The sequence below is a fragment of the Amycolatopsis pigmentata genome (assembly GCF_042684065.1).
Classification (GTDB): Bacteria; Actinomycetota; Actinomycetes; order Mycobacteriales; family Pseudonocardiaceae; genus Amycolatopsis_E; species Amycolatopsis_E pigmentata.
Genome location: NZ_JBHUKR010000021.1, coordinates 459,207 through 485,610 on the forward strand (window position 1 = coordinate 459,207; position 26,404 = coordinate 485,610).

At 69.2% G+C, this 26,404-nt stretch carries 23 protein-coding genes and 1 pseudogene; 15 read left to right on the top strand and 9 right to left on the bottom strand.

Features of this window, described 5'->3' with window-relative positions; all coding sequences use genetic code 11:
* The first annotated feature begins 22 nt into the window (after positions 1 to 22).
* The 3 genes from leuC to ACFSXZ_RS33415 all read left to right on the top strand — a co-directional run bounded on the left by leuC (position 23) and on the right by ACFSXZ_RS33415 (position 2,908).
* Positions 23 to 1,456: a 3-isopropylmalate dehydratase large subunit gene (leuC, locus tag ACFSXZ_RS33405; RefSeq protein WP_378269707.1), complete on the top strand. Its 1,434-nt coding sequence runs from the start codon at positions 23 to 25 to the stop codon at positions 1,454 to 1,456.
* A gap of 27 nt (positions 1,457 to 1,483) precedes the next feature.
* Positions 1,484 to 2,086, top strand: a complete 603-nt coding sequence (gene leuD, locus ACFSXZ_RS33410; RefSeq protein WP_378270089.1) for a 3-isopropylmalate dehydratase small subunit — start codon at positions 1,484 to 1,486, stop codon at positions 2,084 to 2,086.
* A gap of 216 nt (positions 2,087 to 2,302) precedes the next feature.
* A complete protein-coding gene (locus tag ACFSXZ_RS33415) occupies positions 2,303 to 2,908 on the top strand; it encodes an HU family DNA-binding protein (RefSeq protein WP_378269709.1) in 606 nt (201 codons plus the stop codon).
* 221 nt (positions 2,909 to 3,129) lie between these two features.
* Here the strand turns inward: ACFSXZ_RS33415 and ACFSXZ_RS33420 are convergent, their stop codons facing one another.
* Genes ACFSXZ_RS33420 through cofC form a run of 3 tightly spaced genes read right to left on the bottom strand, consistent with a single transcriptional unit; the run spans position 3,130 to position 6,967 of the window.
* Positions 3,130 to 4,077, bottom strand: a complete 948-nt coding sequence (locus ACFSXZ_RS33420) for an NUDIX hydrolase (RefSeq protein WP_378269710.1) — start codon at positions 4,075 to 4,077, stop codon at positions 3,130 to 3,132.
* Positions 4,074 to 6,374, bottom strand: a complete 2,301-nt coding sequence (locus ACFSXZ_RS33425; protein ID WP_378269711.1) for an RNA degradosome polyphosphate kinase — start codon at positions 6,372 to 6,374, stop codon at positions 4,074 to 4,076. Before ACFSXZ_RS33425 ends, ACFSXZ_RS33420 begins: the two co-directional genes overlap by 4 nt.
* Positions 6,371 to 6,967, bottom strand: coding sequence for a 2-phospho-L-lactate guanylyltransferase (gene cofC, locus ACFSXZ_RS33430; RefSeq protein WP_378270091.1), 597 nt, complete (start codon positions 6,965 to 6,967; stop codon positions 6,371 to 6,373). The genes ACFSXZ_RS33425 and cofC overlap by 4 nt, the downstream gene beginning before the upstream one ends.
* 235 nt (positions 6,968 to 7,202) lie before the next feature.
* On the opposite strand from cofC, the gene ACFSXZ_RS33435 reads away from it, so the two are divergent.
* The 3 genes from ACFSXZ_RS33435 (at position 7,203) to ACFSXZ_RS33445 (ending at position 9,582) form a co-directional block, all read left to right on the top strand.
* Positions 7,203 to 7,898, top strand: coding sequence for a lysophospholipid acyltransferase family protein (locus ACFSXZ_RS33435; protein ID WP_378269713.1), 696 nt, complete (start codon positions 7,203 to 7,205; stop codon positions 7,896 to 7,898).
* A complete protein-coding gene (locus ACFSXZ_RS33440) occupies positions 7,898 to 8,908 on the top strand; it encodes an NAD(P)H-dependent glycerol-3-phosphate dehydrogenase (protein ID WP_378269714.1) in 1,011 nt (336 codons plus the stop codon). The genes ACFSXZ_RS33435 and ACFSXZ_RS33440 overlap by 1 nt, the downstream gene beginning before the upstream one ends.
* Positions 8,909 to 9,102: 194 nt before the next feature.
* On the top strand, positions 9,103 to 9,582 hold the full coding sequence (locus tag ACFSXZ_RS33445) for a cysteine dioxygenase (protein ID WP_378269716.1): 480 nt from the start codon (positions 9,103 to 9,105) through the stop codon (positions 9,580 to 9,582).
* On the opposite strand, the pseudogene ACFSXZ_RS33450 reads toward ACFSXZ_RS33445, so the two are convergent.
* Positions 9,560 to 10,250 (bottom strand): annotated as a pseudogene (locus tag ACFSXZ_RS33450) (pyridoxamine 5'-phosphate oxidase family protein). The gene ACFSXZ_RS33445 and the pseudogene ACFSXZ_RS33450 overlap by 23 nt on opposite strands.
* Positions 10,251 to 10,324: 74 nt before the next feature.
* On the opposite strand from ACFSXZ_RS33450, the gene pdxR reads away from it, so the two are divergent.
* Entirely contained in the window at positions 10,325 to 11,686 is a 1,362-nt protein-coding gene (gene pdxR / locus ACFSXZ_RS33455) for a MocR-like pyridoxine biosynthesis transcription factor PdxR (protein ID WP_378269718.1), read from the top strand.
* Positions 11,687 to 11,729: 43 nt separating this feature from the next.
* On the opposite strand, the gene ACFSXZ_RS33460 is transcribed toward pdxR, so the two are convergent.
* A complete protein-coding gene (locus ACFSXZ_RS33460; protein ID WP_378269720.1) occupies positions 11,730 to 12,278 on the bottom strand; it encodes a DUF3515 domain-containing protein in 549 nt (182 codons plus the stop codon).
* Positions 12,279 to 12,281: 3 nt separating this feature from the next.
* A complete protein-coding gene (locus ACFSXZ_RS33465; RefSeq protein WP_378269721.1) occupies positions 12,282 to 12,515 on the bottom strand; it encodes an Lrp/AsnC ligand binding domain-containing protein in 234 nt (77 codons plus the stop codon).
* A 173-nt stretch (positions 12,516 to 12,688) separates the two neighbouring features.
* Between ACFSXZ_RS33465 and ACFSXZ_RS33470 the strand changes: the two genes are divergently transcribed.
* From ACFSXZ_RS33470 to ACFSXZ_RS33485, 4 genes are all read left to right on the top strand, one after another.
* The gene (locus ACFSXZ_RS33470; RefSeq protein ID WP_378269722.1) at positions 12,689 to 13,645 is read left to right on the top strand and encodes a thiamine-phosphate kinase; all 957 of its coding nucleotides are present in this window, start codon (positions 12,689 to 12,691) and stop codon (positions 13,643 to 13,645) included.
* 216 nt (positions 13,646 to 13,861) lie between these two features.
* A complete protein-coding gene (locus ACFSXZ_RS33475) occupies positions 13,862 to 14,203 on the top strand; it encodes a GNAT family N-acetyltransferase (protein WP_378269724.1) in 342 nt (113 codons plus the stop codon).
* Between the two features lie 70 nt (positions 14,204 to 14,273).
* Positions 14,274 to 14,798 carry a gamma carbonic anhydrase family protein gene (locus ACFSXZ_RS33480; protein ID WP_378269726.1) on the top strand — a complete coding sequence of 175 codons (525 nt, stop codon included), beginning with the start codon at positions 14,274 to 14,276 and terminating at the stop codon, positions 14,796 to 14,798.
* A 129-nt stretch (positions 14,799 to 14,927) separates the two neighbouring features.
* Complete coding sequence (locus ACFSXZ_RS33485; protein WP_378269727.1) at positions 14,928 to 15,605, top strand: uracil-DNA glycosylase; 678 nt, start codon at positions 14,928 to 14,930, stop codon at positions 15,603 to 15,605.
* A 250-nt stretch (positions 15,606 to 15,855) separates the two neighbouring features.
* Here ACFSXZ_RS33485 and rpmB read toward each other — a convergent pair whose 3' ends face one another.
* Positions 15,856 to 16,047, bottom strand: a complete 192-nt coding sequence (rpmB, locus tag ACFSXZ_RS33490) for a 50S ribosomal protein L28 (protein ID WP_112272104.1) — start codon at positions 16,045 to 16,047, stop codon at positions 15,856 to 15,858.
* Positions 16,048 to 16,159: 112 nt separating this feature from the next.
* Between rpmB and ACFSXZ_RS33495 the strand changes: the two genes are divergently transcribed.
* Together ACFSXZ_RS33495 and recG are read left to right on the top strand one after the other, a co-directional pair.
* The gene (locus ACFSXZ_RS33495; RefSeq protein ID WP_378269729.1) at positions 16,160 to 17,725 is read left to right on the top strand and encodes a DAK2 domain-containing protein; all 1,566 of its coding nucleotides are present in this window, start codon (positions 16,160 to 16,162) and stop codon (positions 17,723 to 17,725) included.
* 55 nt (positions 17,726 to 17,780) lie between these two features.
* The gene (recG, locus tag ACFSXZ_RS33500) at positions 17,781 to 19,937 is read left to right on the top strand and encodes an ATP-dependent DNA helicase RecG (protein WP_378269730.1); all 2,157 of its coding nucleotides are present in this window, start codon (positions 17,781 to 17,783) and stop codon (positions 19,935 to 19,937) included.
* A gap of 247 nt (positions 19,938 to 20,184) precedes the next feature.
* Here the strand turns inward: recG and ACFSXZ_RS33505 are convergent, their stop codons facing one another.
* The gene (locus ACFSXZ_RS33505; protein WP_378269732.1) at positions 20,185 to 20,742 is read right to left on the bottom strand and encodes an HD domain-containing protein; all 558 of its coding nucleotides are present in this window, start codon (positions 20,740 to 20,742) and stop codon (positions 20,185 to 20,187) included.
* Positions 20,743 to 21,002: 260 nt separating this feature from the next.
* A complete protein-coding gene (locus ACFSXZ_RS33510) occupies positions 21,003 to 21,863 on the bottom strand; it encodes a hypothetical protein (protein ID WP_378269733.1) in 861 nt (286 codons plus the stop codon).
* Between the two features lie 145 nt (positions 21,864 to 22,008).
* On the opposite strand from ACFSXZ_RS33510, the gene ACFSXZ_RS33515 reads away from it, so the two are divergent.
* Both ACFSXZ_RS33515 and ACFSXZ_RS33520 read left to right on the top strand, forming a co-directional pair.
* Entirely contained in the window at positions 22,009 to 25,392 is a 3,384-nt protein-coding gene (locus tag ACFSXZ_RS33515) for a pyruvate carboxylase (protein WP_378269735.1), read from the top strand.
* A gap of 99 nt (positions 25,393 to 25,491) precedes the next feature.
* Positions 25,492 to 26,404: SAM-dependent methyltransferase (locus ACFSXZ_RS33520; protein WP_378269737.1), on the top strand; the 913-nt coding region annotated here is incomplete at its 3' end.

The following is a 26,404-nucleotide window of genomic DNA, read 5'->3' on the forward strand; positions in this document are numbered from 1 at the left end:
ACCTCGCGAGAGGAGCCTGGAGATGACGACCACACGGCCGCGCACGCTGGCCGAAAAGGTGTGGGACGCGCACACCGTCCGGCGCGGTGAAGGCGCGGAGCCCGATCTGCTTTACATCGACCTGCATCTGGTACACGAAGTGACCAGCCCGCAGGCCTTCGACGGCCTGCGCCTCGCGGGACGGAAGGTCCGCAGGCCCGACCTGACCATCGCGACCGAGGACCACAACGTGCCCACCGAGGGCATCGATCTGCCCATCGCCGATCCGGTCTCCCGCACGCAGGTCGACACGCTTCGCCGCAACTGCAACGAGTTCGGCATCCGCCTGCACCCGATGGGCGACGCGGAGCAGGGCATCGTGCACGTGATCGGCCCGCAGCTCGGGCTGACGCAGCCCGGAATGACGGTGGTCTGCGGTGACAGCCACACCTCGACCCACGGCGCTTTCGGCGCGATGGCCTTCGGTATCGGCACGTCCGAGGTGGAGCATGTGATGGCCACCCAGACGCTGCCCCTGCGTCCCTTCAAGACGATGGCCGTCACCGTGGAGGGCGAGCTTCGTCCGGGCGTCACCGCCAAGGACATCATCCTCGCCGTCATCGCGAAGATCGGCACGGGCGGCGGCCAGGGTTACGTCCTGGAGTACCGCGGCAGCGCGATCGAAGCGCTGTCGATGGAGGCCCGGATGACCGTGTGCAACATGTCCATCGAGGCCGGTGCGCGCGCGGGGATGATCGCCCCGGACGAGACCACCTTCGCCTACCTGGAAGGCCGCCCGCACGCGCCGAAGGGCGCGGACTGGGACGCCGCGGTGGCGAACTGGCGCGAGTTGCGCACGGACGAGGGTGCCTCCTTCGACGCCGAGGTCTTCATCGACGCCGGTGCGCTGACTCCGTTCGTCACCTGGGGAACCAATCCCGGGCAGGGGCTTCCGCTGTCGGCGTCGGTGCCGGACCCGGCGCTGATCGCGGACGAGCAGGAGCGGTTCGCGGCGGAGAAGGCGTTGTCCTACATGGATCTCACACCGGGCACGCCGCTGCGGGAGATCGCGGTGGACACGGTGTTCCTCGGTTCCTGCACCAACGGCCGGATCGAGGACCTGCGCACCGCGGCGGATGTGCTGCGGGGCCGCAAGGTGGCCCAGGGCGTGCGGATGCTCGTGGTGCCGGGCTCGATGCGGGTGCGGCAGGCCGCGGAGGCCGAAGGGCTGGACAAGATCTTCCTCGACGCCGGCGCCGAATGGCGGCAGGCGGGCTGTTCGATGTGCCTGGGCATGAACCCCGATCAGCTCGCGCCGGGCGAGCGGAGCGCTTCGACCTCGAACCGGAACTTCGAGGGACGGCAGGGTAAGGGCGGCCGCACGCACCTGGTTTCCCCGCTGGTAGCCGCCGCGACGGCGGTGCGGGGCACGTTGTCGTCCCCCGAGGACCTTCCCGCCGAGCCGCAACCGGCCTGACACGTCAGACGACGAGGAGTTTTCGTGATGGAAGCTTTCAAGATCCACACCGGCGTCGGGGTGCCCCTGCGCCGGTCCAACGTGGACACCGACCAGATCATCCCGGCCGTCTACCTGAAGCGGGTCAGCCGTACCGGTTTCGAGGACGGGCTGTTCGCCGCCTGGCGCGCGGACGAGGACTTCATCCTGAATCAGGAACCCTTCAAGGCGGGCAGTGTGCTCGTCGCGGGCCCGGACTTCGGCACCGGTTCTTCGCGCGAACATGCCGTCTGGGCATTGATGAACTACGGGTTCCGTGTGGTCATCTCGGCCCGCTTCGCCGACATCTTCCGTGGTAACGCTGGCAAGCAGGGCTTGGTCGCGGCCCAGTGCGAGCAATCCGACGTGGAACAGCTGTGGAAGATTCTCGAGAACGAGCCCGGTGCCGAGGTCACCGTGGACCTTCAGGAGAAGACGGTGCGGGCCAAGGACTTCACCGCCGCCTTCGCGATCGACGACTACACCCGCTGGCGGCTGCTCGAAGGGCTCGACGACATCGCCATGACGCTGCGACACGCCGAAGAGATCGAGAAGTTCGAGGCCGGACGGCCCGCCTGGGCCCCGGTGACCCTCCCCGCGGCCGTCTCGTAGCACAGATTCGCTGCTCAGCAAGGGAATCCTGAGGAACTCACGGCGCGGGAGAACGGCACGCGGAAGCCCCCTGGAGGGTCGCTCAAGAGGCGGAAACCACGCCCGAGAGGGAAAAAATTCCGCGTGCCGTTTGGAATTTCCCCCCGGTTGGTAATACCGTGTGCGCAAGTCGGCCGATGTGGCCGTGTGAGAAGTAGTTCTTCATGGAGGACTGGAATGGCCAACAAGGCCCAGTTGATCGAGGCGCTCTCGGAGCGTTTGGGCGACAAGAAGGTTGCGTCGGAGGCCGTTGACGGTCTCGTCGACATCATCATCCGTACGGTGAACAAGGGCGAGAAGGTGAACATCACCGGCTTCGGTGTGTTCGAGAAGCGTGCCCGCGCCGCCCGCACCGCGCGTAACCCGCGCACCGGCGAGACCGTGCGTGTGAAGAAGACGAATGTGCCCGCTTTCCGGGCCGGCACCACGTTCAAGGACGTCATCAGCGGCGCCAAGAAGCTGCCGAAGGCCACCGCGGTCAAGCGGTCGACCGGTGCGTCCACTCGTGGCACCGGCACCACCACGCGGGCCACCGCTTCGCGGACCACCAGCCGGGCGACCACCACGCGCCCGACGGCGACCCGCAGCACCACGACCCGCACCCGCGCGGCCGCGGCGACCAAGGCGGCGCCGAAGCCCGCGGCGAAGACCACCGCGGCCAAGGCGACCACGGCGAAGAAGCCCGCCACCACCAAGGCGGCCGCCGCGAAGACCACCGCCAAGCCCGCGGCGTCGAGGACGGCGGCGAAGAAGCCCGCCGCCACCACGCGGAAGAAGAAGTAGCACCGCCGCTTCAACGGCAAGGGCCCGCACTTCGCCAGCGAAGTGCGGGCCCTGCCGCGTCCGGAGCTTGTCTCCGGCCGTGACGGAATACGGCCGCACGGCCTTTCGGCCTCTCCTCGGTGCCGTTCCCGGATGAAAATCCGGGAACGTTACACGCGCGTAGCGTTCATCGCCGACGCATTACCGGCCAGTCGCCACATTCGGCATCGGGAAAGTGGCGGTCAAAGGCGGGCGGGAGCGGGTGCGGGGAGCGCGGTCGGATAATAATCCGCGGCGGCGAGCAGAGGACCGCCGTTGGACGACCCGGCGTGGAACGAGAGCACCCACACCGAACCTTTCTTGCACGGCACGGTCCCGCGTTTGCCGGCGGGAAGCGTGATACCGGCGCGAGCGGCGAGCGAGGACAGCAAATCCGGAATCACCCCGCCCTGGCTGGCGATCAGGGGCGTCCCGCCGGCGGTGACGATGGCGCGTAACCGCGAAAGCCCGCGGTCGGCGTCAGGCCAGTAGCCGGTTTCCGAAAGGGACGGCTCGATTCCGACCTCCGTGCCGAGATCCTCGGCCGTACCCGCCGCGGTCTGCACGCACCGCAGCGGCGGCGCCGAGAACACCCGGTCCACCCCGAACAACGGCGCCAGCTTTCGGACCGCCTCCGCCTGCCGCGCCCCCGCGGAGGAAAGCGGCCTCAAATCGTCGTCTCCCGTCCATTCGCCGCGCTTCCCGGCCTTGGCATGCCTCACCAGCAGAACGGTGCTCAGCGGCGCAGGCAGCGCCATGAACGCGCGGAGCACGGCGGCATCGCGGCGATAGGTGAGGGCTTTCTCCGCTTCGGCGGGAGACAACCAGCGCAGTTCGTCGACTTCCGCGTTGGCCTCGAAGGTGCCCTCCCCGGCGGCCGCACTGAAGTATTCGACGGTTTTCCGGCCCGCGTCCACCGAATACCGGACCGTGGACAGTCGCCTGCCGAGCGTGGCGGAAAAGCCGGTCTCCTCCCGGAGTTCGCGGACCGCCGCGGCGGGAACCGTCTCGTCGCGGTCCAGCTTGCCCTTGGGCAGCGACCAGTCGTCGTACTGGGGCCGGTGCACCACCGCGACCCGCACCCCCCGCGAGGTGTCACGCCACAGCACCGCGCCGGCCGCCCTGACCTCCCCGGGCGGCCTCGCGTTCACCCCTCGGCCCCCTGCCTGGTCAGCAACTCGACCTGGTGATCGCGAACCTTCGAACCCTCGGCGGGCGACGGTGACCATTCCCCGGTGGAGGTGAGCACCCAGCAGCGGGTTTCCGGATGCAGCGCGGAGTCGAGGATCTCGTCGAGCCGCGCGGTGAGTTTGGGGTCCTTCACCGACACGATCGCCTCGATCCGGCGGTCCAGATTCCGGTGCATGATGTCCGCGCTCCCGATCCAGTGCGTGCCGCCGGCGCGGAAATGGAAGACCCTCGAATGCTCGAGGAACCGGCCGAGAATCGAACGGACCGCGATGTTGTCGCTCAATCCCGGCACCCCGGGCTTGAGGGCGCAAATGCCCCGGACCACCACGTCCACCGGCACACCGTGACGGGACGCCCGATAAAGCGCGTCGACCACCTGCTCGTCGACCAGCGAGTTGCATTTGATCCGGATGCCGGCGTCCTCCCCGGCATGCTTGCGGTCGATCTCCTCCGCGATGAGTCGCAGAATGCCGCGCCGGATACCGCCGGGCGAGGTCAGGATGTCCCGATAGGTGTCCTGCCGGGAATACCCGGTGAGCACGTTGAACAGGTCGGTCAGGTCGGCGCCGATGGCCGGGTCCGCGGTGAGGATGCCGAGATCCTCGTACAGCCGCGCGGTCTTCGGGTTGTAGTTGCCGGTGCCGATGTGGCAGTAACGGCGGATCGTCGACCCTTCCTGGCGCACCACCATCGCCACCTTGCAGTGGGTCTTGAGACCGACCAGTCCGTAGACCACGTGCACCCCGGAGCGCTCCAGTGTGCGCGCCCAGGTGATGTTGGCCTGCTCGTCGAAACGGGCCTTGATTTCCACCAGGGCCACCACCTGCTTGCCCGCCTCGGCCGCGTCGATCAGCGCGTCCACGATCGGCGAGTCGCCGGAGGTGCGATAGAGCGTCTGCTTGATGGCGAGCACCTTGTCGTCGTGCGCGGCCTGCTCGATGAAACGTTGCACGCTGGTGGAGAAGGAGTCGTACGGGTGGTGCACCAGGATGTCACCCTCGCGCAGCGTGGCGAACACGCTCTTCGGCGTCTCGTGCTCACCGAAGGCGGGGTGAGTGGCCGGCACGAAAGGGCGGTCCTTCAGCTCTTTCCGGTCCAAACTGGACAGCTGGTGCAGGCAGGTCAGGTCCAGCAGGCCGGGCACCTCGACCACGTCGCGCGGGTCCACCTCGAGTTCCCGCAGGAGCAGGTCGAGTACGTGGTCGCTCATGTCCTCGGCGATCTCGAGCCGGACCGGCGGCCCGAACCGGCGTTGCGCCAGTTCCCGTTCCAGCGCCTGTAACAGATCCTCGTCACGGTCCTCGTCGACCTCGAAGTCCGCGTTGCGGGTGACCCGGAAAACGTGGTGCTCGATGACCTCCATGCCGGCGAACAACTCGCCCAGATGCGCCGCGATCAGCTCCTCCAGGGGCAGGAAGGTCGCGATGCGGCCTTCCCGCTGACGCTCGACACGGAGCAGCCGCGGCACGTTGTTCGGCACTTTGACGCGGGCGAAGCGCTCGGTGCCGCCCTGGGGATCCCGCACGGTGACGGCGAGGTTGATGGAGAGCCCGGAGATGTAGGGGAACGGGTGCGCCGGATCCACCGCCAACGGCGTGAGCACCGGGAAGATCTGGTCGCTGAAGTACGCCGAAAGCCGGAGCCGGTCCGCGGTCTCCAGATCGGCCCACGTGACGATGTGGATGTCATGCTTGGCCAGTTCGGGCCGGACGTGGTCCTCGAAGGCCAGCGTGTGCCGCTCGACGAGGTCCTGGTTGCGCTTGGCGATGTAGGCCAGTTGCTCGCGCGGGGTGAGGCCGTCGGCGCTGCGCACCGGCAGGCCGGTCTCGTCGCGGCGCTTGAGGCCCGCCACTCGCACCATGTAGAACTCGTCCAAATTGGACGCGAAGATCGCCAGGAACTTGGCGCGTTCGAGCAGGGGCTGGGACGAGTCCTCGGCCAGGGCCAGCACTCTGGCGTTGAAGTCCAGCCAGGACAGCTCACGGTTCAGGTAGCGGTCGTCGGGAAGTGACTCACCTTGTTCGGGCTCCGCGGTGACCGCGGGCGGCGCCGGGGGCACCGCGTTGAACCGCGGACCGGACGTGGGTTCGGGCCGGTGGAGGGTGCGCTCGCCTGAGGTGATCTCTTCGCTGCTCACATCAGCATTGTTCCTCAAATCGGCACTGCTTGCCGATACTCCGCCCGAGCCGTTCAGCACGGTCACCGCGGCGCGAACGACAAGACCGGCGAGCCCGAGCAACGATCGCGACAGGTTCATGCGACTCTCCGTTCCCACAGGATCGCGGCGGTCCACTTGCCCAGGCCGAGTTCTTCCGCACGCGCGAGGTCGTCGGGCGTGTCCACGTCCCGGCGCAGCGTCGGCAGCGCGGCGGTCACCGGGACGGCGCCGGAATCGGCATGAGCCGGTGCGGAGCCGTTTCCGAACCGTGGGCTCAGCGGGCCGCCCGGGGCGGACAGGAGAAGGGTGGTGCCGGTACCGGCCGCGTCGGCGACGAATGCCCTTCGCTGCCCGGCTTCGGCGAAAGCTGCCGCCAGTTCGCCGGCGCGCAGCGCGGGCAGATCCGCCTGGAGCGCGCCGATCACCGAGTGCGGGTCGCGCGCCCGCAACAGCGCCTCGCCGTGCCGGAGCGCGGAGTTGAGGCCGGGTGCGCCGGCGTCACCGGTGATCTCCGCGCCGAACCGGGCCAGATCCGCCACGGCCGCCGGATCGGTCGCGACGAGGAGGATCCGGCGCGCGACCGCGCTCGCGGCGGCGAGCGTGTCGGCGGCCAGCGCGAGCACCAGTTCCGGATGTGCCCGCTCTTCGACCGCGCCGCGCAGCCGGGACTTGCCGACACGCGGCGGTTTCATCGGAACGATCAGGTCGACCGGGGCCACGTCACCATCTTCCCCGAGAGTCCGGTACGGGGAACCGTGAGATGCCCGACCAGGTCAGTCGTGCGACGCGCCTTCCGTTGAGGGTGGTGGTGGGCGGCGGGTGGGCGCGTCTGAAACAAGCGGAGAGAGACCCGCCTAGGATCACGGGGATGCCGCACACGACACACTCGATGCCCGGTGCGGAGCCCGCAGGAAAGCAGGAGGAGCGTTGGCCGGTCGCGAGAAGGGTGGCTTCTGGGTGGGAGCCGCCGCCGTTCTGTTCTATCCCGTCTCCTGGCTCACGCGCCGGGTCTACCTGAACGCGGAGCGGGTTCCCCGGCAGGGTGCGGCGCTTCTGGTGCTCAACCACATCTCCCACATGGACCCCGCGGTGGACGCGGTGTTCGTCCACCGCCAGAAGCGGGTGCCGCGGTTCATGGCGAAGAACAGCGTGGCGACGGCGCCGTTGTTCGGCCGCATCTTCCTCGGCGCCGGCGGTATTCCCGTCTACCGCGGATCCTCCAGCGCGGGTGACAGCCTGCGGGCCGCGCACGAGGCGCTGCGCGAGGGCAAGGTCGTGGTCATCTACCCGGAGGGCACGGTCACCAAGGAGCCGGGCCAGTGGCCCAAGAAGGCTTTCACCGGTGTCGCGCGACTGGCGCTGGAGAACGACGTCCCGGTGATTCCGATCGCCCGGTGGGGCACCCAGGACGTCCTCGACTTCTACCACAAGAAACTCCGGCTCATTCCTCGTCGCACGGTGACGCACTCGGTCGGCGAGCCGGTGGACCTGTCCGCTTACCGCGGCAGGGACCGCGGTGCCGCGTTGCTCCGGGAGGTGTCGGAGTTGTTGATGGACCGGGTGACAGACCTGCTGGCGGAAGTCCGCGGCGAGGAGCCTCCCGCGCGGAAGCCGGCCGAGTAATGGTCCCGCAGCGCATCACCGTCCTGGGCGCCGGTTCCTGGGGCACCACCTTCGCGAAGGTGCTGGCCGACGCCGGCCGCGACGTGACGATCTGGGCACGCCGGGAGGAGATCGCCGCGGAAATCCGGGACGGGCACCACAATCCGGCGTATCTGCCCGGGGTGACGTTGCCCGCCCGGCTGACCGCGACCTCGGATCCGGCCCCGGCCCTGGCCGGGGCCGAGGCCGTGGTGCTGGCGGTACCGAGCCAAAGCCTGCGCGCGAACCTCGAAGGCTGGCGCGGACTACTGCCACCCGAAGCGATCCTGGTCAGCCTCGCCAAGGGCGTCGAACTCGGCACGCTCAAGCGGATGAGCGAGGTGATCACGGACGTCACCGGGGCCAGGGACGAGCGCGTCGTGGTCGTGTCGGGACCGAACCTGGCCCGGGAAATCGCCGCCGAACAACCCGCGGCCGCCGTCCTCGCGTGCGCCGATCACGAGCGGGCGGTGGCCGTCCAGCGGGCCGCGTCCACGGGATATTTCCGTCCCTACACCAACACCGACGTGATCGGCTGTGAGGTCGGTGGCGCCTGCAAGAACGTCATCGCGCTCAGCTGCGGAATGGCCGCGGGCCTGGGGTACGGCGCCAACACCATGGCGACCCTGATCACCCGCGGGCTCGCCGAAACCGCGCGGCTCGGCGTCAAGCTGGGCGCCGACCCGCTGACCTTCGCCGGGCTCGCCGGGGTCGGGGACCTGGTGGCCACGTGCTCGTCACCGTTGTCGCGCAACCGGACCTTCGGCGAGCGGCTCGGCCGTGGTGACACGGTCGCGCAGGCGCAGGCGGCGACCGGCGGACAGGTCGCCGAGGGCGTCATGTCCTGTACGTCCATCCGGGAACTGGCGCAGGCCCACGGCGTCGACATGCCGATCACCGACGCGATGCACCGGGTCTGCCACGAGGGCGTCGATCCCCGCAAGGCGGGGGCGGAACTGCTCGGCCGTCAGCAGAAGCACGAGTGGTCGTAGGTTGTTCCGTCCATAGGGTGAGAGTGGTTTGACGATGCCGGGTGGGGCTGGTTTGGTGTGCCGCATGACGACGCGCGGCACCATGGGCAGGCGAGGCTGGGTCGGCCTTCGTCGCGCCGCCAGCGCGCTGTGTCCTTGCCGGTGATCCGCCCCAGCCCGGTATCCGACCCGACTCCGCCAAGGACTTCGTCGCCATGTTCGCCGTCCCGGACAACACTCTCGCCCTGACCGAAAAAGCCGCCTTGCGCCACCCGGTGCGGGTCGCCCTCGCTTACGCCGTCGATCGTGACGCTTGGCGCCATCTGCTGCGTTACGACCCGGAGCAGCGGTTCTCCGCCCTGATCCGGAGCGAAGGAGGGGAGGAGGTGTGGCTGATGGGCTGGCTTCCCGGCCAGTACGCCGGTCTGCACGACCACGCCGATTCCACCGGAGCGTTCACGGTGGTGAGCGGTCAACTCACCGAGACCGTCGCTCGCCGTGCCCCGGACGGCCGGGCCCTGACCGAACTGCACGCGCTCGCCGAGGGCCAGTCGCGGGTGTTCGGTCCCGGCTACATCCACCAGGTGCGCAACGACGGTCCCGACCCGGCGATCAGCATCCATGTGTACCGCTCGGGCGGCCGTGCCATGCGGTCGTACCACCTCGATCCGGTCACCGGCCCGGTGCGGGACTGACCTCGCGAGCCTCGACAACACCGGCGCGCCCGGCGATGTGGTCCGGAATCGGCGTCTCCCGGGGGATGTAGGACGCCGGTATGGGAGTGCCGAAAACGGTTCGCACCGGGAGGACTCCGGCCCACGCGGTGCCCGTGGCGACGTCCTCCGGCTCGTCGGCCGATTCGCCCGCGCGGATCTTGACCGAGGCCTCGGTGAGGTCCAGCGCGAGGACGGCGACCGAGGCGAATTCCTTGTCGTTGACCGCTCTCGCGTGGTCCCACGAACCCGGCGAGAGGTGCTCGGTGATGACGTGGAGGGCGTGCATCTTCTCCTTGCGGTCCTCCACCGGCCGAGCGCGGCCGTGCACGACCGCGCTGCGGTAGTTCATCGAATGGTTGTTGAGCGATCGCGCGTAGACGATGCCGTCCAGCAGGGTCACCGTGACGCACACATCGATCCCCCCCGGCGGCCGCACGCAGGTTTCCGGCACCGGTCGAACCGTGCAGGTACACCGTGTCGCCGTCGCGCCCGTAGCCGGTGGGCAGCACCACCGGCGAACCGCGCAGCACCAGGCCGAAATGGCAGATGAGCGCCTCGTCCAGCACGGAGTACAGGGCTTCGCGTTCGGTGGCGGCGCGATCCTTCTTGCGGGTCAAGGTGCTGCGGGGAGTGGTCGACAACGTCATGACACCCAGCGTGGGCCGTATAGTGGCCCTGTCAAAGGGCCACCACTGGATCAATAGGAAAGGCCACTTTCGCCGTGCCGACCGCGCTGCCCGTCACGCTCGACCGCGACTCGGGAATCCCGCTCGCGGTGCAACTCGCCGACGCCTTGCGATCCTCCGCCGCCGGCGGGCATCTTCGCGGCGGCGACCGCCTGCCCTCCACCAGGGCGCTCGCCCGGCGGCTCGGCGTGAGCCGCACCGTCACCTCGGCCGCCTACGAGCAATTGCACGCCGAGGGCTGGATCGCGGGCAAGCACGGTTCGGGTACCTACGTCACCACATCACCGCCGAGCGATCCCCCGGCCCGCCCGGCGGTTGCGGACGAAATCTCCGAACCGGACGTGCTCCTCGATCTCCGCGTCGGGACGCCGTGGGCGGCGGGAATCGACCGCGCCGCTTGGCGGCGGGCATGGCGCGCGGCCGCGGACACGCCGCCGCTGACGCACGCGCACCAGGCCGGGTTGCCGGAGTACCGGGAGGTGATCGCCGAACACCTGTTGCGGCACCGGGGCCTCGCGGTCGGCACCGATTCGGTCCTGGCCACCGGCGGCACCACCGCGGCGGTGGCGGAGCTCACCGCGGCGGTCCTGTCCCCGGGCGACCTGGTGGCTGTGGAAGAGCCTGGCTATCAGCGCGCGGTGCGGACGTTGAGCGCGGCGGGACTTCGTGTCGTCGGTGTCGGAGTCGACACCGAAGGCCTGCGCACCGCGGCCATCCCCGCCGGCGCGCGGGCCGTCTACTGCGCGCCCGCGCACCAGTACCCGATGGGAAGCCGGATGAGCGCTGCCCGCCGGGTCGGTCTGGTCGAGCGTGCCCGTGCGGAGCACATGCTGATCATCGAAGACGACTACGACGGTGAACTGCGGTTCGACGTGGCCCCGTTGCCGCTGCTGGCCGCGCTCGCCCCGGATGTGGTGGTGCATCTGGGTACCACGAGCAAAATCCTCACGCCCACGCTCGGCGCCGGCTGGATGGTCGCGCCGAGCGTGGTCACCTCCGCGGTGCTGGCCTACCGGGAGCGCACGAGCATCCGTCCGTCCCCGGCCGGGCAACGGGTGCTGGTCGAGTTGGCACGGCACGGTGATCTCGGGAGGCATCTGCGCAAACTCCGGCGTGAACTCGCCGAGCGTCGCGCGCTGCTGGCCACCGCTTTACGCGAAGCGGGTATCCCGGTCCTGGGCGACGACGCGGGCGCGCATCTGGTGGTGCCGTTCGCATCGGCGCGGGCCGAGCGCGACCGGATCGAAGCCGCCCAGGAACACGGAATCCGGCTCGACGGTCTGGGCCGGCATTTCGCCGGAAAACCGGACACCTTCGGTGTGGCGATCGGCTACGCGGGATGTTCCCGGGACGCGCTGCGTCGCGCCTTGGACGTGCTGGTCGGCATTTTGCGTTGATCGGCTGGAATCCCGGTGCCGGGAACCGTCCACTGTGGATGGTTCAGTCGAACCGTAACGGCACCGTCGGCAGTGTCGCGGCCACGGCGTCGGAGGTCTGCTGGAGCGGGCCGGTCCCGGCCGAGTCGGGCACCGTCAGCGCGACGTAGACGGCGCGGTCGACGACGTACCAGGTCGACCTGCCCTCGCCCTCCACCGGCAGCCATTGCACGCCGGACACCACGCGCAACTGCGTGGTCGGAGTCAGCTCGAGTGGCCGTTCCACGCCACATCGCAGCACGATCGGGTCCGGTTCGCCCCACGCCATGGTCGCCGGGGGAGCGGGCTGGGTCAGCTCGCGGCGGGTCAGCTTGGCGCCCTTGGACACCAGCTCCGGCGGCAGCGCGGAGAGCAGAGCCGAGCATTCGGGCGAATTCGCCTGCGGCGCGGGCGCCCAGGGCACCGTCAACGTCCCGGTGACGGGCGGCTGGGCGGTCGGTGCGAAGAGCGCGACAAGAGCGACCGCCGCCGCGAACGTGACGGCGAGGACCGCGGCGAGGACGATCAGGCGCCGGGGCGGAGCGCCGGTCGTGTCGGGATCACGGGAAGGCACGGGTCAAAGATGCACCACCGGGCAGGTGAGCGTGCGCGTGATCCCCGCTACGCCCTGGACCTTCGCCACCACGAGCTGGCCGAGCTGGTCCACGGTGTCCGCCTCGGCGCGGACGATCACGTCGTAGGGCCCGGTCACGTCCTCGGAAGTGGCGACGCCGGGAATGCCGGAGATCTCCGCGGCGACCGCGGCCGCCTTGCCGACTTCGGTCTGAATGAGGATGTATGCGTGAACCACGGCGCGCCCCTTCGTCATCGTTACCGCAATCAAGGTAGGAACGTTCGAGGAACCTACCCCACCACCACCGACGATAGGCAATCCGACTTTCCGACGACAGAGGAGACCTTGATGACACCCCTTGTGTCGACTCGCGGCTGTCAAGGTGACCACAGTGCAGTGGCGGAGGAACAGTGACGACGGACGACGGCACGGTCGCCGGGATCGGCGAGTTCGGCCTCATCCGGGCCGTGACCGAGAACCGAAGACAGCCTCCCTCGACCCTGCTCGGACCCGGTGACGACGCGGCGCTCGTCGCCTCGCCGGACGGCCGGGTGGTGGCCACCACCGACATGCTGGTGCAGGGCGTGCACTTCCGGCTCGACTGGTCGACTCCGGCGCAGGTGGGACGCAAGGCCGTCGCGGTGAACCTGACCGACGTGGCGGCCATGGGAGCGGTCCCGACCGGTGTCCTCGTCGGCCTCGGCTGCCCGGGGGAAACGCCCACCGAGGTGGTCACCGGACTCGTCGACGGCATGTGGGCCGAGGCGGAGCGGGCGGGCGCCGGACTCGCCGGCGGAGACATGGTGCGCGCCGACCAGATCGTGGTGAGTATCACGGCGCTCGGTGACCTTCGCGGCCGCACTCCGGTGACGCGGGCGGGCGCGCGGCGCGGTGACGTTGTGGCGGTGCACGGCAGGCTCGGCTGGTCCGCCGCCGGCCTCGCGGTGCTCGGCCGTGGCTTCCGTTCCCCGGTGAACGTGGTCAACGCGCACCGCTTCCCGGAGCCGGACTACACCGCGGGCCCGGCGGCGGCGGGCGCGGGCGCCACGGCGATGATCGACGTCTCCGACGGCCTGCTGGCCGATCTCGGTCACGTGGCGCGTGCCTCGGGCGTGGGCATCGACGTGCGGACCGACCTGCTGGACATGCCCAGAAGGCTGGTCGAGGTCGGCAGCGCGCTGGGCGCCGATCCGCTGCATTGGGTGCTGACCGGTGGCGAGGATCACGCGCTGGCGGCCACCTTTCCGTCCTCCGGCGGGCTTCCCGAGGGCTGGCGGCGGATCGGGATGGTCACCGCCAACGAGAACGCGGTGACCGTGAACGGTGAGCCGTATCGCGAGGCACCGGGCTGGGAGCACTGGCGATGATGGTGGTATGGACTCCTCGCGTGGTGCCCTTCGACCATCCCGATTCGGCCACGCTGATCACCGAAGTCCAGCCCGCGTTACCAATCCGGCCGAAAGTAGGCGGATACGAATCGCAACCGAACTGCTTGTAGACACCCGTTTCCGCCGTGGCTGCCGTCGGATCGGTGACGAACGGCACAGTACGTCCGCCGCTACGGTGGGCCGGACGGCACACCGGTGGATCCGGCGGAATTCGCGCCACCGCAAGGGATCTTCCTGATCGGGTACACCGGCGCGCTGCCGGTTGCCTGCGGTGGCCGGCGGGACCACGGAGGCGACGCGGAGATCAAGCGGATGTTCGTGGTGCCCTCCGCCCGTGGAAAGGGCTTCGCGCGGCGGATTCTCGCCGAGCTGGAACGCACGGCGGCCGCGTCCGGGAGGGCCCGGATGGTGCTGGAGACCCGTGCGAAGCAGCCGGAGGCGATCACGCTGTACCGTTCGGCGGGTTACCACGACATCCCCAAGTTCGGGTTCTACCGGGATTACGCGTCGTCGGTCTTCCTGGGCAAACCTCTGTGAGTCCTTTGTAGACAGTTGGTGTGCGGGCGTCCGCCGTGGTCCACTGTGCCCGGAGAATCTGGAGGTTTGAGTGGCCATCTACGCACTGGGCGAAATCGAGCCCAAGACCCACCCGCAGGCCTACGTCCATCCCGACGCCACGATCATCGGCGACGTCCGCCTCGACGCGTACGCTTCCGTCTGGCCGGGAACCGTGCTGCGCGGCGATCACGGGTACATCGAGATCGGCGAGCGTTCCAACGTGCAGGACGGCTGTGTGCTGCACTGCACCAACGCGGAACCGACGATCCTCGGTCCCGGTTCGGCGATCGGGCATTCGGTGCACGTGGAGGGCGCGACCATCGGCCGCGGGTGTCTCGTCGCGTCCGGCGCGGTGGTGCTGAACGGCAGCGTGATCGAAGACGGCGGGATGGTGGGCGCCGGCGCGGTGCTGTCCTACCGCTCGCATGTGCCCTCGGGCCACATCGCCCTTGGCGTGCCCGCCAAGACGCGGCCCAACACCTCTTTCGGGCCGGAGGCGATCCAGCAGGTCGTCGACAGTTATGTGAAGCGCGCGGAGCGGTTCCGGCGGGAGTTGCGGCGCCTGGATTCGTGACTTCACTCGCGCGCTACTGTGTCGATCGTTACCAATCCGGCCACAGCCACGGCGGAAACGGGTCTATACAGCCAGATTGGCTGCGGTCCGTCTCCGCCTACTTTTGGTCGGATTGGTAACGTGCGCTCCGTGAGCGCGAAACCTTTACGGGAAGTGGTCGATCCGGGCTGGGCCGAGGCACTGGAACCGGTCGCCGACCGGATCAGCGCGATGGGCGAGTTCCTGCGCGCCGAGGTCGCGGCGGGGCGCACCTACCTGCCGGCCGGGGAGAACGTGCTGCGCGCGTTCAAGCAACCGTTCGACGAGGTGCGGGTGCTCATCGTGGGGCAGGACCCGTATCCCACCCCCGGTCACCCGATCGGGTTGTGTTTCGCGGTGGCGCCGGAGGTTCGGCCGCTGCCCAAGAGCCTGATCAACATCTTCCAGGAGTACCGCGACGATCTCGGTCACCCGCTGCCGTCCAACGGGGACCTGACGCCGTGGACCGAGCAGGGGGTGCTGCTGCTCAACAGGGCGCTCACGGTGCGGCCCGGTGCCCCGAACTCACACCGGGGGAAGGGCTGGGAAGAGGTCACCGAGCAGGCGATCCGGGCGCTGGCGGCGCGCGGCAAGCCGTTGGTGGCGATCCTGTGGGGGAGCAACGCGCGCGGTCTCAAGCCGTTGCTCGGGGGTTATCCCTGTGTCGAGTCGGTGCATCCGAGCCCGATGTCGGCACACAACGGCTTCTTCGGCTCGCGCCCCTTCTCCCGCGCCAACGACCTCCTCACCAAGCAAGGCGCACCCCCCGTCGACTGGAAGCTCCCCTGACCCCGGTTCCGAAGCAAGGAGCGTTTACTACGAATCATCCGTAGCAAACGCCCCTTGCTCCCGAAAACCACCTAACCCACCCACATCCACGTCACTCGCGGCACCTCAAAGGACCGCCTACCAAACTCGCGGGGGGTCCAGGGGGCTTGCCCCCTGGCGGGGGTTTGGGGGTTCGACCCCCAAAAGACACCTGACCGCGAAAAAATGGCGAGCGCTCTCCGCGAGCACTCGCCACCCAACCCCTTCGCGGTCAGCCGCGGACGACCTTGCCGGCCTTCAGGCAGGACGTGCACACGTTGAGCCGCTTGCGCTGGGACAGACCGATCTTGGCGTGCACGGTCTGGATGTTCGGGTTCCACCGGCGGTTGGTACGCCGGTGGGAGTGCGAGACCGACTTACCGAAGCCGGGCCCCTTGCCACAGACGTCGCACACGGCAGCCACGTCGAACTCCTCAAAAGATCAGGGAAAGCTAGAACTGCTCCATCGTAACGAGTGGGCGCCGGAACTGTCCGACCGGGTCGCTACCCTGAGGCTGACCTGGGAGGAGGCCGGAGTGGACGAGGCGGCGGTGGCGGCATGGGCCGCGGCCTGCGTGGACAGCCTGGAAGTACTGTGCCCGGCCATCAACGGGATCAACGTCTACCCGGTGGCCGATTCCGACACCGGGTCGAACATGCTCCACACGATGACCGGCGCGCGGGACGCGCTGGCCGCGGACGCGGGTGCCGCCGGGGCCGGGCAGGCGCTGTCCGTGCTCGCCCGCGGCGCGTTGCGGGCGGCGCGCGGCAATTCGGGGGTGATCCTTTCGCAGGTCCTGCGCGGGATCGCCGAGTCCGCGGGCGAGTTGGCCGAACTGGACGGGCCCGCACTGGCGAAGGCGCTCGCGCACGCCGACACGGTCGCCACCGAGGCGGTGGCGCGCCCGGTGGCCGGCACGATGCTGAGCGTGCTGCACGCGGTGGCGGACGCGGTCGGCGGCGAGCCGGGACCGCTGGCCGATGTCGTGTCCGTCGCCACGAAGGCGGCGGCGGAAGCCCTCGAGCAGACCCCGCGGCAGCTTCCGGTGCTGGCCACGGCGGGTGTGGTGGACGCCGGGGCGCGCGGGCTGGTCGCGGTGCTGGACGCGCTGGACGCCGTCGTCCACGGCAGGACGATCGACCGTCCGGACCGTCCCCACGAGGCGCTGATGGCGGCCGAAAGCGAGCCCGCTCCCTACGCCTGGGAGGTCATGTACCTGCTCGAGGGTGAGCCGGATCTGGCGGCCTTCCGGAGGGCGCTGAGCGCGCTCGGCGACAGCGTGACGGTCGCCGGTGACGGTGACGGTTACGCCGTCCACGTCCACTGCGCCGACATCGGAGCCGCCATCGAGGCCGGCCTCGACCACGGCCGTCCGCGGCACGTCCGGGTCGAGCCGCTGCTCACGCCGACCCCGTTGGAGCCCGCCGGGCCGGATCGCGCGGTCGTGGCCGTCGTGCACGGCGAGGAACTCGCCGAGCTCCTGCGAGCCGAGGGCAGCGCGGTGCTCGCCGTGCCACGCGGCGCCGTGCCCAGCGTCGAGGAGTTGCTCGGCCTGATCTCCGAGACGGCAGCCGGGCACATCACGGTCCTGCCCGGCGGGCCGGAGCTGACCGCGGCCGTCGACGTCGCGGCGGGCCACCCGATGATCGGGGACCGCGATGTCGTGGTGATTCCGTGCGTGTCTCCGGTCCAGGTGCTGGCCGCGCTCGCGGTGCACGACCCCGGTCGCCGCGCGAACGACGACGTGGTGGCGATGGCCGAGGCGGCCGCGGCCACCCGGCGTGGCGAAATCGTGATCGCGCGCGAGGAGTCGATAACCTGGGTGGGCCGGGCCCACGCCGGTGACCTGGTCGGTTTCGTCGACGGCGAGGTCATGCTGGTCGAGTCGGCGCGCGAGGAGCTGGCCGGGGCGGCCTCGCGGGTGCTGGACCGCATGCTCGCCGGTGGTGGTGAGCTGGTCACCGTGCTGACCGGACAGGCCGCGCCGGAAGGACTGGCGGCCGAGCTCGCCGAGCGGCTGCGAGCGGAGCGACCGGAGGTGGAGTTCGTGAGTTACCCCGGCGGTCAGGCCGACGCCGTACTCCTGATCGGGGTGGAGTAGTGACGCCGCTTCTTCTTGTGTCAAATCGCGCAGCTCGCGGGAAGGGGGAGCGCTGATGGCTTTGCTGACTGATTCGCTGCTCCCGCTTCTGGGCAAGAAGTCGGCCACCGCCCTCGGCGAGGCGCTCGGCATCCACACCGTCGCGGACCTGCTCCGTCATTATCCGCGCCGCTACGCCGAACGCGGGGAACTCACCGACATCGCCGGGCTGGAGATCGGTGAGCACGCCACGGTGATGGCCCGGATCGAGCGGGTCGAAAAGCGCCGCATGCGCAACAAGCCCGGCTTCATCACCGAAATGGTCATCACCGACGGCCATCGCAAGCTTTCCTGCGCGTTCTTCGGCAACAATCCCCAGCGCGACCGGGAACTGCGGATCGGCAGGACGGGTCTGTTCGCCGGAAAGGTCAACGCGTTCCGCAGGACGCTGCAACTGGCCAATCCCGAGTACCAGATGGTCGACGGCGACGACGCGGAGAAGATGGACGATTTCCTGGGCGCGCTCATTCCCGTCTATCCCGCCGCCGCGGGCCTTCCGTCCTGGGTGATCGCGCGGTGCGTGCGGCAGGTTCTGCCCACTTTGGACCGTACCGAGGACCCGATGCCCGCCGAGTTGCTGGCGCGCTACGGATTGATGGACCTCTTCGACGCCCTGCACACGGTCCACCGCCCCGCCGACCGCGCCGTGCTCGAGCTCGCGCACCACCGTCTCAAGTGGGACGAGGCCATGGCGGTTCAGCTGATCTTCGCGCAGCGGCGGTATTCGGCGGTTTCCCGTACCGCGCCCGCGTGCCCACCGGTGCCGGACGGCCTCCGCGACACCTTCGACCGGCGCCTGCCCTTCGAACTCACCGCGGGGCAGCGCGAGGTGGGGGACAGCATCGCCGCGGACATCGCGCGCGAGCACCCGATGAACCGGCTGCTCCAGGGCGAGGTCGGTAGCGGCAAGACGGTCGTCGCGCTCCGCGCGATGTTGCAGGTGGTGGACGCGGGACGGCAGTGCGCGATGCTGGCGCCCACCGAGGTTCTGGCCGCGCAGCACGCCCGTTCGCTGCGCGAGATGCTGGGTGAACTGGGGGCGGCGGGCGAACTCGGCGCCGCCGAACAGGCGACGAAGATCGTGCTGCTGACCGGTTCCCAGCCGGCGAAGGAACGCAAGCAGGCGCTGCTGGACGCGGCGAGCGGCGCGGCCGGGATCGTCGTTGGCACGCACGCGCTCATCCAGGATTCGGTGTCCTTCGCCGATCTCGGTTTCGTGGTGGTGGACGAGCAGCACCGGTTCGGCGTCGAGCAGCGGGACGCGCTGCGTTCTCGTGGCGCGGATTTCACCAGCCCGCACGTCTTGGTGATGACGGCGACGCCCATTCCCCGCACGGTCGCCATGACCGTCTACGGCGACCTGGAAACGTCGTCCCTGCGGGAAATGCCGGTGGGCCGGTCGCCGATCTCCACCACGGTCGTGCCGGTGGCGGAGAAGCCGGCGTGGCTCGACCGCGTGTGGCAACGGATAGTCGAAGAGGTCGGCAAGGGCCATCAGGCATACGTGGTGTGTCCCCGGATCGGCGACGAGCCCGCGGCGAACAACGGGAGCGACAAGCGTCCGGCGCTGGCCGTACTGGATGTCGCGGCCGAACTGGAGAAGGGGCCGCTGTCCGGCCTACGGCTGGGCGTGCTGCACGGCCGGTTGCCCAGCGACGAGAAGGACGCCGTCATGCGGGCCTTCGCGGACGGGAAGCTGGACGTGCTCATCGCGACCACGGTGATCGAGGTCGGCGTGAACGTGCCGAACGCGACCGTGATGGTGATCATGGACGCGGAGCGGTTCGGGGTGAGTCAGTTGCACCAGCTGCGGGGCCGGGTCGGCCGGGGCGATGTGCCGGGCCTGTGTCTTCTGGTCACCGAGGCTCTGGACGGCACCACGACCAGGGAGCGGCTGGCCGCGGTGGAGTCCACAACGGACGGTTTCGAACTGTCGCGTCTGGACCTCGAACTGCGCAGGGAGGGCGACATCCTCGGCGCGGCACAGTCCGGCAAGCGGTCCGCTCTCAAGTTGCTGTCCCTGCTGAACGACGAGGACATCATCGCCGACGCCCGCGTGCGGGCGCAGGAGATCATCGCCGACGACCCGGCCCTGGGCAACCACCTCGGCCTCGCGCACCTGGTCGCCACCGTCGTCGACGCCGACCGAGCCGAGTACCTGGAAAAGACCTGACGCGCGAGTAAACATCGGCCTGCGCGCTTCCCCGCTGTCACGCCACCGCGGACGCCGGCCCAAGCGCGTCGACCCATTCCGGCCACGTCCATTGTGGACGATATCGGTCGGCATTCCTCCTGCTCCGGCACCGCGTAGCCGAGCGTGCCGATGGGACGGCCGGGCGGCTGCGGGGACTCGATCTCGCGGGCGGAACCGAAGTCGATCACGATCGGTCTTCCCCCGCTCACCATCACGTTCGCGGGCTTCACCTCTTTCGCCACGTGAGCGGGGACAGTTCGAGTGCTGCGTCCGCGACACGCTGGGCCGTCTTCGTGGTCAAGGATTCGCGGCCGGAGTCGATCCATTCCTGGACGCGCTGGACGCCGAGGTCGCGGTACTCCAGCGCTTGGAGCACCATTTCGAGCTTGTCGGCGTCACGCGCGCACCGAGCCTCGGCGGTTTCCGCCGCTTCGTATTCGGCGACCGCATCGCGGACGGAGTCACCGGCGCGGGCCGGCAGAGCGGCGGTCTGGTCGGCGGTGATCGCCTCGGGGTCCGGTTTGGTCAGGTACGGCCTGACCGTGTGCGGGAGGTCTCCGGTGCGGGTTTCCTGGGAGTCGTGCCAGATCGCGAGATAGGCGGCGCGCGCCGGGTCGGCACCTTCCTCCGCGGCCAGCAACCCCGCGAGTTGCGCGACCCGGAGGGAATGCTCCGCGACGGATTCCGGGTCCCGCACCCCGGCCTGCCACCACCCGGCCCGGCGCATCCGTTTGAGAATGCCGAGTTCATATCCGAAGGCGGCGAGTTCGCTGGCCTCTGACACCTGATCTCCCGTCGATTGCGATACGAAGCGTGCGGTGAAGCCAGGCCCGTTCCCGCTCCGTTCGGGCGACCATGTCGTTCGTCCACCACGCCACGCGTTTTCCCATGCCGCTGTCTCGGTAAAGCCCGTACGCTCCATCGTATGGTCGAGCATTTGCTCGTGACCACGACGACACCGGATCGGGAGGAAGGTGTGTTTACTACGGATGAATCGTAGTAAACACACCTTCCTCCCAAACGCGCTCAAGGTTGGCGCCGAAGTCAGCCTTGACGGAAGGTGTAGAGGTCGGTGACGGCGGCGCAGACTCCCGGCTCGATGATCAGGACCCGCAGGTTGCCGCTGGTCGCGTCGTAGTCGATGCCCTCGACTTCGAAGTTGCCGGAGCAGATGCTGTTGAGCGGAAGCGGGCCGAGTGAGGTGACGTGTCCGGTGATCTCGGTCCCGTCGAGCGCGTGCGGCAGATCGACCTGCAGGAGTTGTTTGGCGGTGGGGAAGAGGTCGGTGCCGGAGTCGTCGGAAGAACACAGCAAACGGGTCGCGGAAAAGAACGTGCAGCCTTGCACGTCCCGGACCGGGTGATCCAGCTTGAGATACGTGGCGATGTCGAGGTTGCCGCCGGTGGGTGAGGTCGAGGAATTCAGGATCGGCGCCGGGAAGACGAGGAACCGGTTCATCGTGTCCCACTCGCCGTTGACCATCCACCGCGCGTCGGGCGAAACGGCCACCCAGGAATTGTTGTATTCCTCACCGGAGACCAGGGTGTGCGTGTAATCGTAATGCGTGCCGGCCGGGGTGGTCACGCGGAAAAGTTTCGATGACGGGTTGGACCCGGAGTACTGGAAATCGTCGAAGATGTACCCGCGCGAGGAATCCGGGTCGCCGATGTGGTTCCAGTTCGCGACCAGATCCGGCGGGACGGAAAGGGTGCCGGTGTAGTACTGGTAGGGCGTGCCGCCGGGCGGGTTCACCGTCGCGACGCCTTCGTTGTGGGTCGGCGTGAATTCGGTGCTGTGGCCGGTCTGTGTCCATCCGGTCGCCGCTTCGGCCGGAGCCGCGACCACGGCGAGCGCGAGCGTGCCGGAGGCGAGCAGCGCGGCGGTCCGGCGGAGTCCCCAGTGCATGTCATTTCTCCACTTCTCTAGGCCGTCACCCGTCAAACGTGCACGACGAGGTTAGCTCGATCACGTGGGCTTCAACTCACGTTCGTGGTGAACAAGGCGGTAACGTCAGGTTCCTACCGATCCGAGACATCAGAGAGGACCGGGCATGTTCCGCAAGGTGCTTGTCGCGAACCGCGGTGAAATCGCCATCCGTGCCTTCCGCGCCGGCTACGAGCTGGGCGCGGGGACGGTCGCGGTGTTCCCCTACGAGGACCGGAACTCGCTGCACCGGCTCAAGGCCGACGAGGCCTACGAGATCGGTGTGCAGGGCCACCCCGTGCGGGCCTACCTCTCGGTGGACGAGATCATCCGCGCCGCGCGCCAGGCCGGGGCGGACGCGGTCTACCCGGGGTACGGCTTCCTGTCGGAGAACCCCGATCTGGCCATGGCGTGCGAGGAGGCCGGAATCACCTTCGTCGGCCCGAGCGCGGAAATCCTGGAGCTCACGGGCAACAAGGCCCGCGCGGTCGCGGCCGCCCGTGAAGCCGGCGTGCCGGTGCTCGGATCCTCGCAGCCATCGGCCGATGTGGACGTTCTGGTCGCCGCCGCCGAGGAGATCGGCTTCCCGGTGTTCGTCAAGGCGGTCGCCGGTGGTGGTGGGCGCGGCATGCGCAGGGTGGACGACCCGGCGATGCTGCGCGAGTCGATCGAGGCCGCCGCGCGGGAGGCCGAGTCCGCCTTCGGTGACCCGACCGTGTTCCTGGAGAAGGCGGTCGTCGACCCCCGGCACATCGAGGTGCAGATCCTCAGTGACGGAACGGGTGGCGAGGACGGCGTGATCCATCTGTTCGAGCGCGACTGCTCGGTGCAGCGGCGTCACCAGAAGGTGATCGAGCTCGCCCCCGCGCCGAACCTCGACCCGGAGCTGCGGGACCGGATCTGCGCCGACGCGGTCGCCTTCGCCCGCGCGATCGGCTACCGCAACGCGGGCACCGTCGAGTTCCTCCTGGACACCGAGGGCAACCACGTCTTCATCGAGATGAACCCGCGTATCCAGGTCGAGCACACGGTGACCGAGGAGGTCACCGACGTCGACCTCGTGCAGGCCCAGATGCGGATCGCGGCCGGTGAGACACTGGCCGATCTCGGGCTGAGCCAGGACAAGATCTACCTGCGCGGCGCCGCCCTGCAGTGCCGGATCACCACCGAGGACCCGGCCAACGGATTCCGTCCGGACACCGGCATGATCAGCGCCTACCGGTCGCCCGGCGGGTCCGGCATCCGGCTCGACGGTGGTACCGCCTTCGCCGGCACGGAGATCAGCGCGCACTTCGACTCGATGCTGGTCAAACTGACCTGTCGCGGCCGGGATTTCGAGACCGCGGTCGGGCGCGCCCGGCGCGCGGTCGCCGAGTTCCGCATCCGTGGCGTGTCGACGAACATCCCGTTCCTGCAAGCCGTTCTCGACGATCCGGACTTCCGGGCGGGCCGGGTCACCACGTCGTTCATCGAGGAGCGGCCGCACCTGCTCACCGCCCGCAGTTCCGCCGACCGTGGCACCCGGCTGCTCACGTATCTCGCCGATGTGACGGTGAACAAGCCCAACGGGGAGCGGCCGCGGCTGATCGAGCCGACCGTGAAGCTGCCGCAGGTACCGGGCGGAGAGCCGCCCGCCGGGTCGAAGCAGAAACTCACCGAACTCGGGCCCGAGGGATTCGCCCGGTGGCTGCGCGAGTCGCCGACCATCGGCGTGACCGACACGACGTTCCGTGACGCACACCAGTCGCTGCTCGCGACCCGGGTGCGCACCAAGGACCTGCTGGCTGTCGCGCCCGTCGTCGCGCACACCGCGTCCGGCCTGCTGTCGCTGGAATGCTGGGGCGGCGCCACCTACGACGTGGCACTCCGCTTCCTCTCCGAAGACCCGTGGGACCGGCTGGCCAGGCTGCGCGAGGCGGTGCCCAACATCTGCCTCCAGATGTTGTTGCGTGGGCGCAACACGGTCGGCTACACGCCGTACCCGACCGAGGTCACCGACGCCTTCGTCGAGGAGGCCGCGGCCACCGGCATCGACATCTTCCGTATCTTCGACGCGCTCAACGACGTCGAGCAGATGCGGCCGGCGGTCGACGCGGTGCGCGCGACCGGCACCGCGGTCGCCGAGGTCGCGCTCTGCTACACCGGGGACCTGTCCGACCCGGCCGAAAAGCTCTACACGCTGGACTACTACCTGAAGCTGGCCGAGCAGATCGTCGGCGCGGGCGCGCACGTACTGGCCATCAAGGACATGGCGGGGCTGCTGCGCGCCCCGGCCGCCGCGAAGCTGGTTTCGGCACTGCGCAAGGAGTTCGACCTGCCGGTGCACATCCACACCCACGACACCGCGGGCGGTCAGCTCGGCACGTATCTTTCCGCGATCCAGGCCGGCGCGGACGCGGTGGACGGCGCGGTGGCCTCGATGTCGGGGACGACCTCGCAGCCCTCGCTGTCCGCGATCGTGGCGGCCACCGACCATTCGGACCGCCCGACCGGCCTGAGCCTGCGCGCCATCAGTGATCTCGAGCCGTACTGGGAGATCGTGCGCAAGATCTACGCGCCGTTCGAGGCGGGCCTCGCTTCGCCCACCGGCCGGGTCTACGACCACGAGATCCCCGGCGGTCAGCTGTCCAACCTGCGCACCCAGGCGCGGGCGCTCGGACTCGGTGACCGGTTCGAGGAGATCGAGGCGATGTACGCCGCGGCGGACAAGATGCTGGGCCATCTGGTCAAGGTCACGCCTTCGTCCAAAGTGGTCGGTGACCTCGCCCTGCATCTGGTGGGCGCCGGGGTTTCGCCGGAGAAGTTCGAGGCCGAGCCGAACCGGTTCGACATCCCGGACTCGGTGATCGGTTTCCTGCGCGGTGAGCTGGGCGACCCGCCGGGAGGCTGGCCGGAACCGTTCCGCAGCAAGGCGCTGCAGGGCCGTGCCGAACCGAAGGCGGTCACCGAACTGTCGGTGGAAGACCGCGAGGGACTCGCCGCGAACCGGCGCGCCACCCTCAACCGGTTGCTGTTCCCCGGCCCGACCAAGGAGTTCGAGAAGCACCGCGAGGCCTACGGCGACACCAGCGTCCTGCCCAGCAAGGACTTCTTCTACGGGCTGCGCCCGGGCGAGGAGTACACGGTCGACCTGGAACCGGGTGTGCGGCTGATCATCGAGCTGGAGGCGATCGGCGAGGCGGACGAGCGCGGCATGCGCATCGTCATGTCGACGCTCAACGGGCAGCTTCGCCCGATCCAGGTGCGGGACCGTTCGGTGGCCTCCGATCTCCCGGCGGCGGAGAAGGCCGAGAAGGACAACCCGAAGCACGTCGCCGCGCCGTTCGCCGGTGTGGTGACGCTTTCGGTGGCCGAAGGCGACGAGGTGGCGGCCGGGCAGACGGTCGCGACGATCGAAGCGATGAAGATGGAGGCCGCGATCACCGCCGGTGCCGCGGGCACGGTGGGGCGGCGCGCGATCAACACGGTGCAGCAGGTCGAGGGAGGTGACCTGCTCCTCGTGCTGGAGTGAGCACATACCGTCGCACTGGTTTTCACCATTGGCGGTATGTCACCGGCGACGGCGGTTTACGGGCGCGCGGAATTGCGGTATTCGTGCTTGAATGAAGCCGTGATCAGTGCGCGTGGGGTCGCGAGCGCCCTCGCGGATTTGTTGTCCACGGCGCTCGGCGAAGAACTTCCGATGAGAATCCGTTGCTGGGACGGGAGCGTCGGCGGTCCGCCGGACGCCCCGGTGGGGCTCGTCTTCCGGAACCGCCGTGCCCTGCGCCGGCTGCTCTGGGCGCCGAACGAACTCGGGCTCGCCCGCGCCTACGTCGCGGGTGATCTCGAGGTCGAAGGTGACTTCACCGAGACTCTCGCCAGGCTCTACGGGCTGGTCGCGCACGGCGCGCTGCGGCCGGAACTCGACTGGGCGGCCAAACGTGACGCACTGCGCACCTTGGTGCGGCTGGGCGCGGTCGGTCCGCCGCCGAAACCGCCGGTGGAGGAGATCAAACTGGCCGGGCCGCTTCATTCGCTGCGGCGCGACGCGAGGGCGATCAGTCACCACTACGATGTCGGGAACGATTTCTACGCCCTCGTACTCGGCCGCACGATGACCTATTCGTGCGCCTATTGGGACGAAACGGCTGAATCACTCGACCAGGCGCAGACCGCGAAAGTGGATCTGGTGGCCCGCAAACTCGGGCTCACCGAGGGCATGCGCGTGCTCGATGTCGGCTGTGGCTGGGGCACCTTCGTCCTGCACGCGGCGCGTGAGTACGGGGTCAGCGCGGTCGGTGTCACACTTTCCCGCGCTCAGGCCGACTTCGCCCGCAAGCGGGCCGCCGAGGAGGGGCTTTCCGACCGCGTCGAGATCCGCGTGCAGGACTACCGCGAGGTGCCCGACGGCCCGTTCGACGCGATCGCCAGCATCGGCATGGCCGAGCATGTCGGCGCCGCCATGCTGCCGACCTACAGCCGGGCCCTCTTCAGCCTGCTCCGGCCCGGGGGCCGGTTGCTCAACCACGCGATCGCCCGCC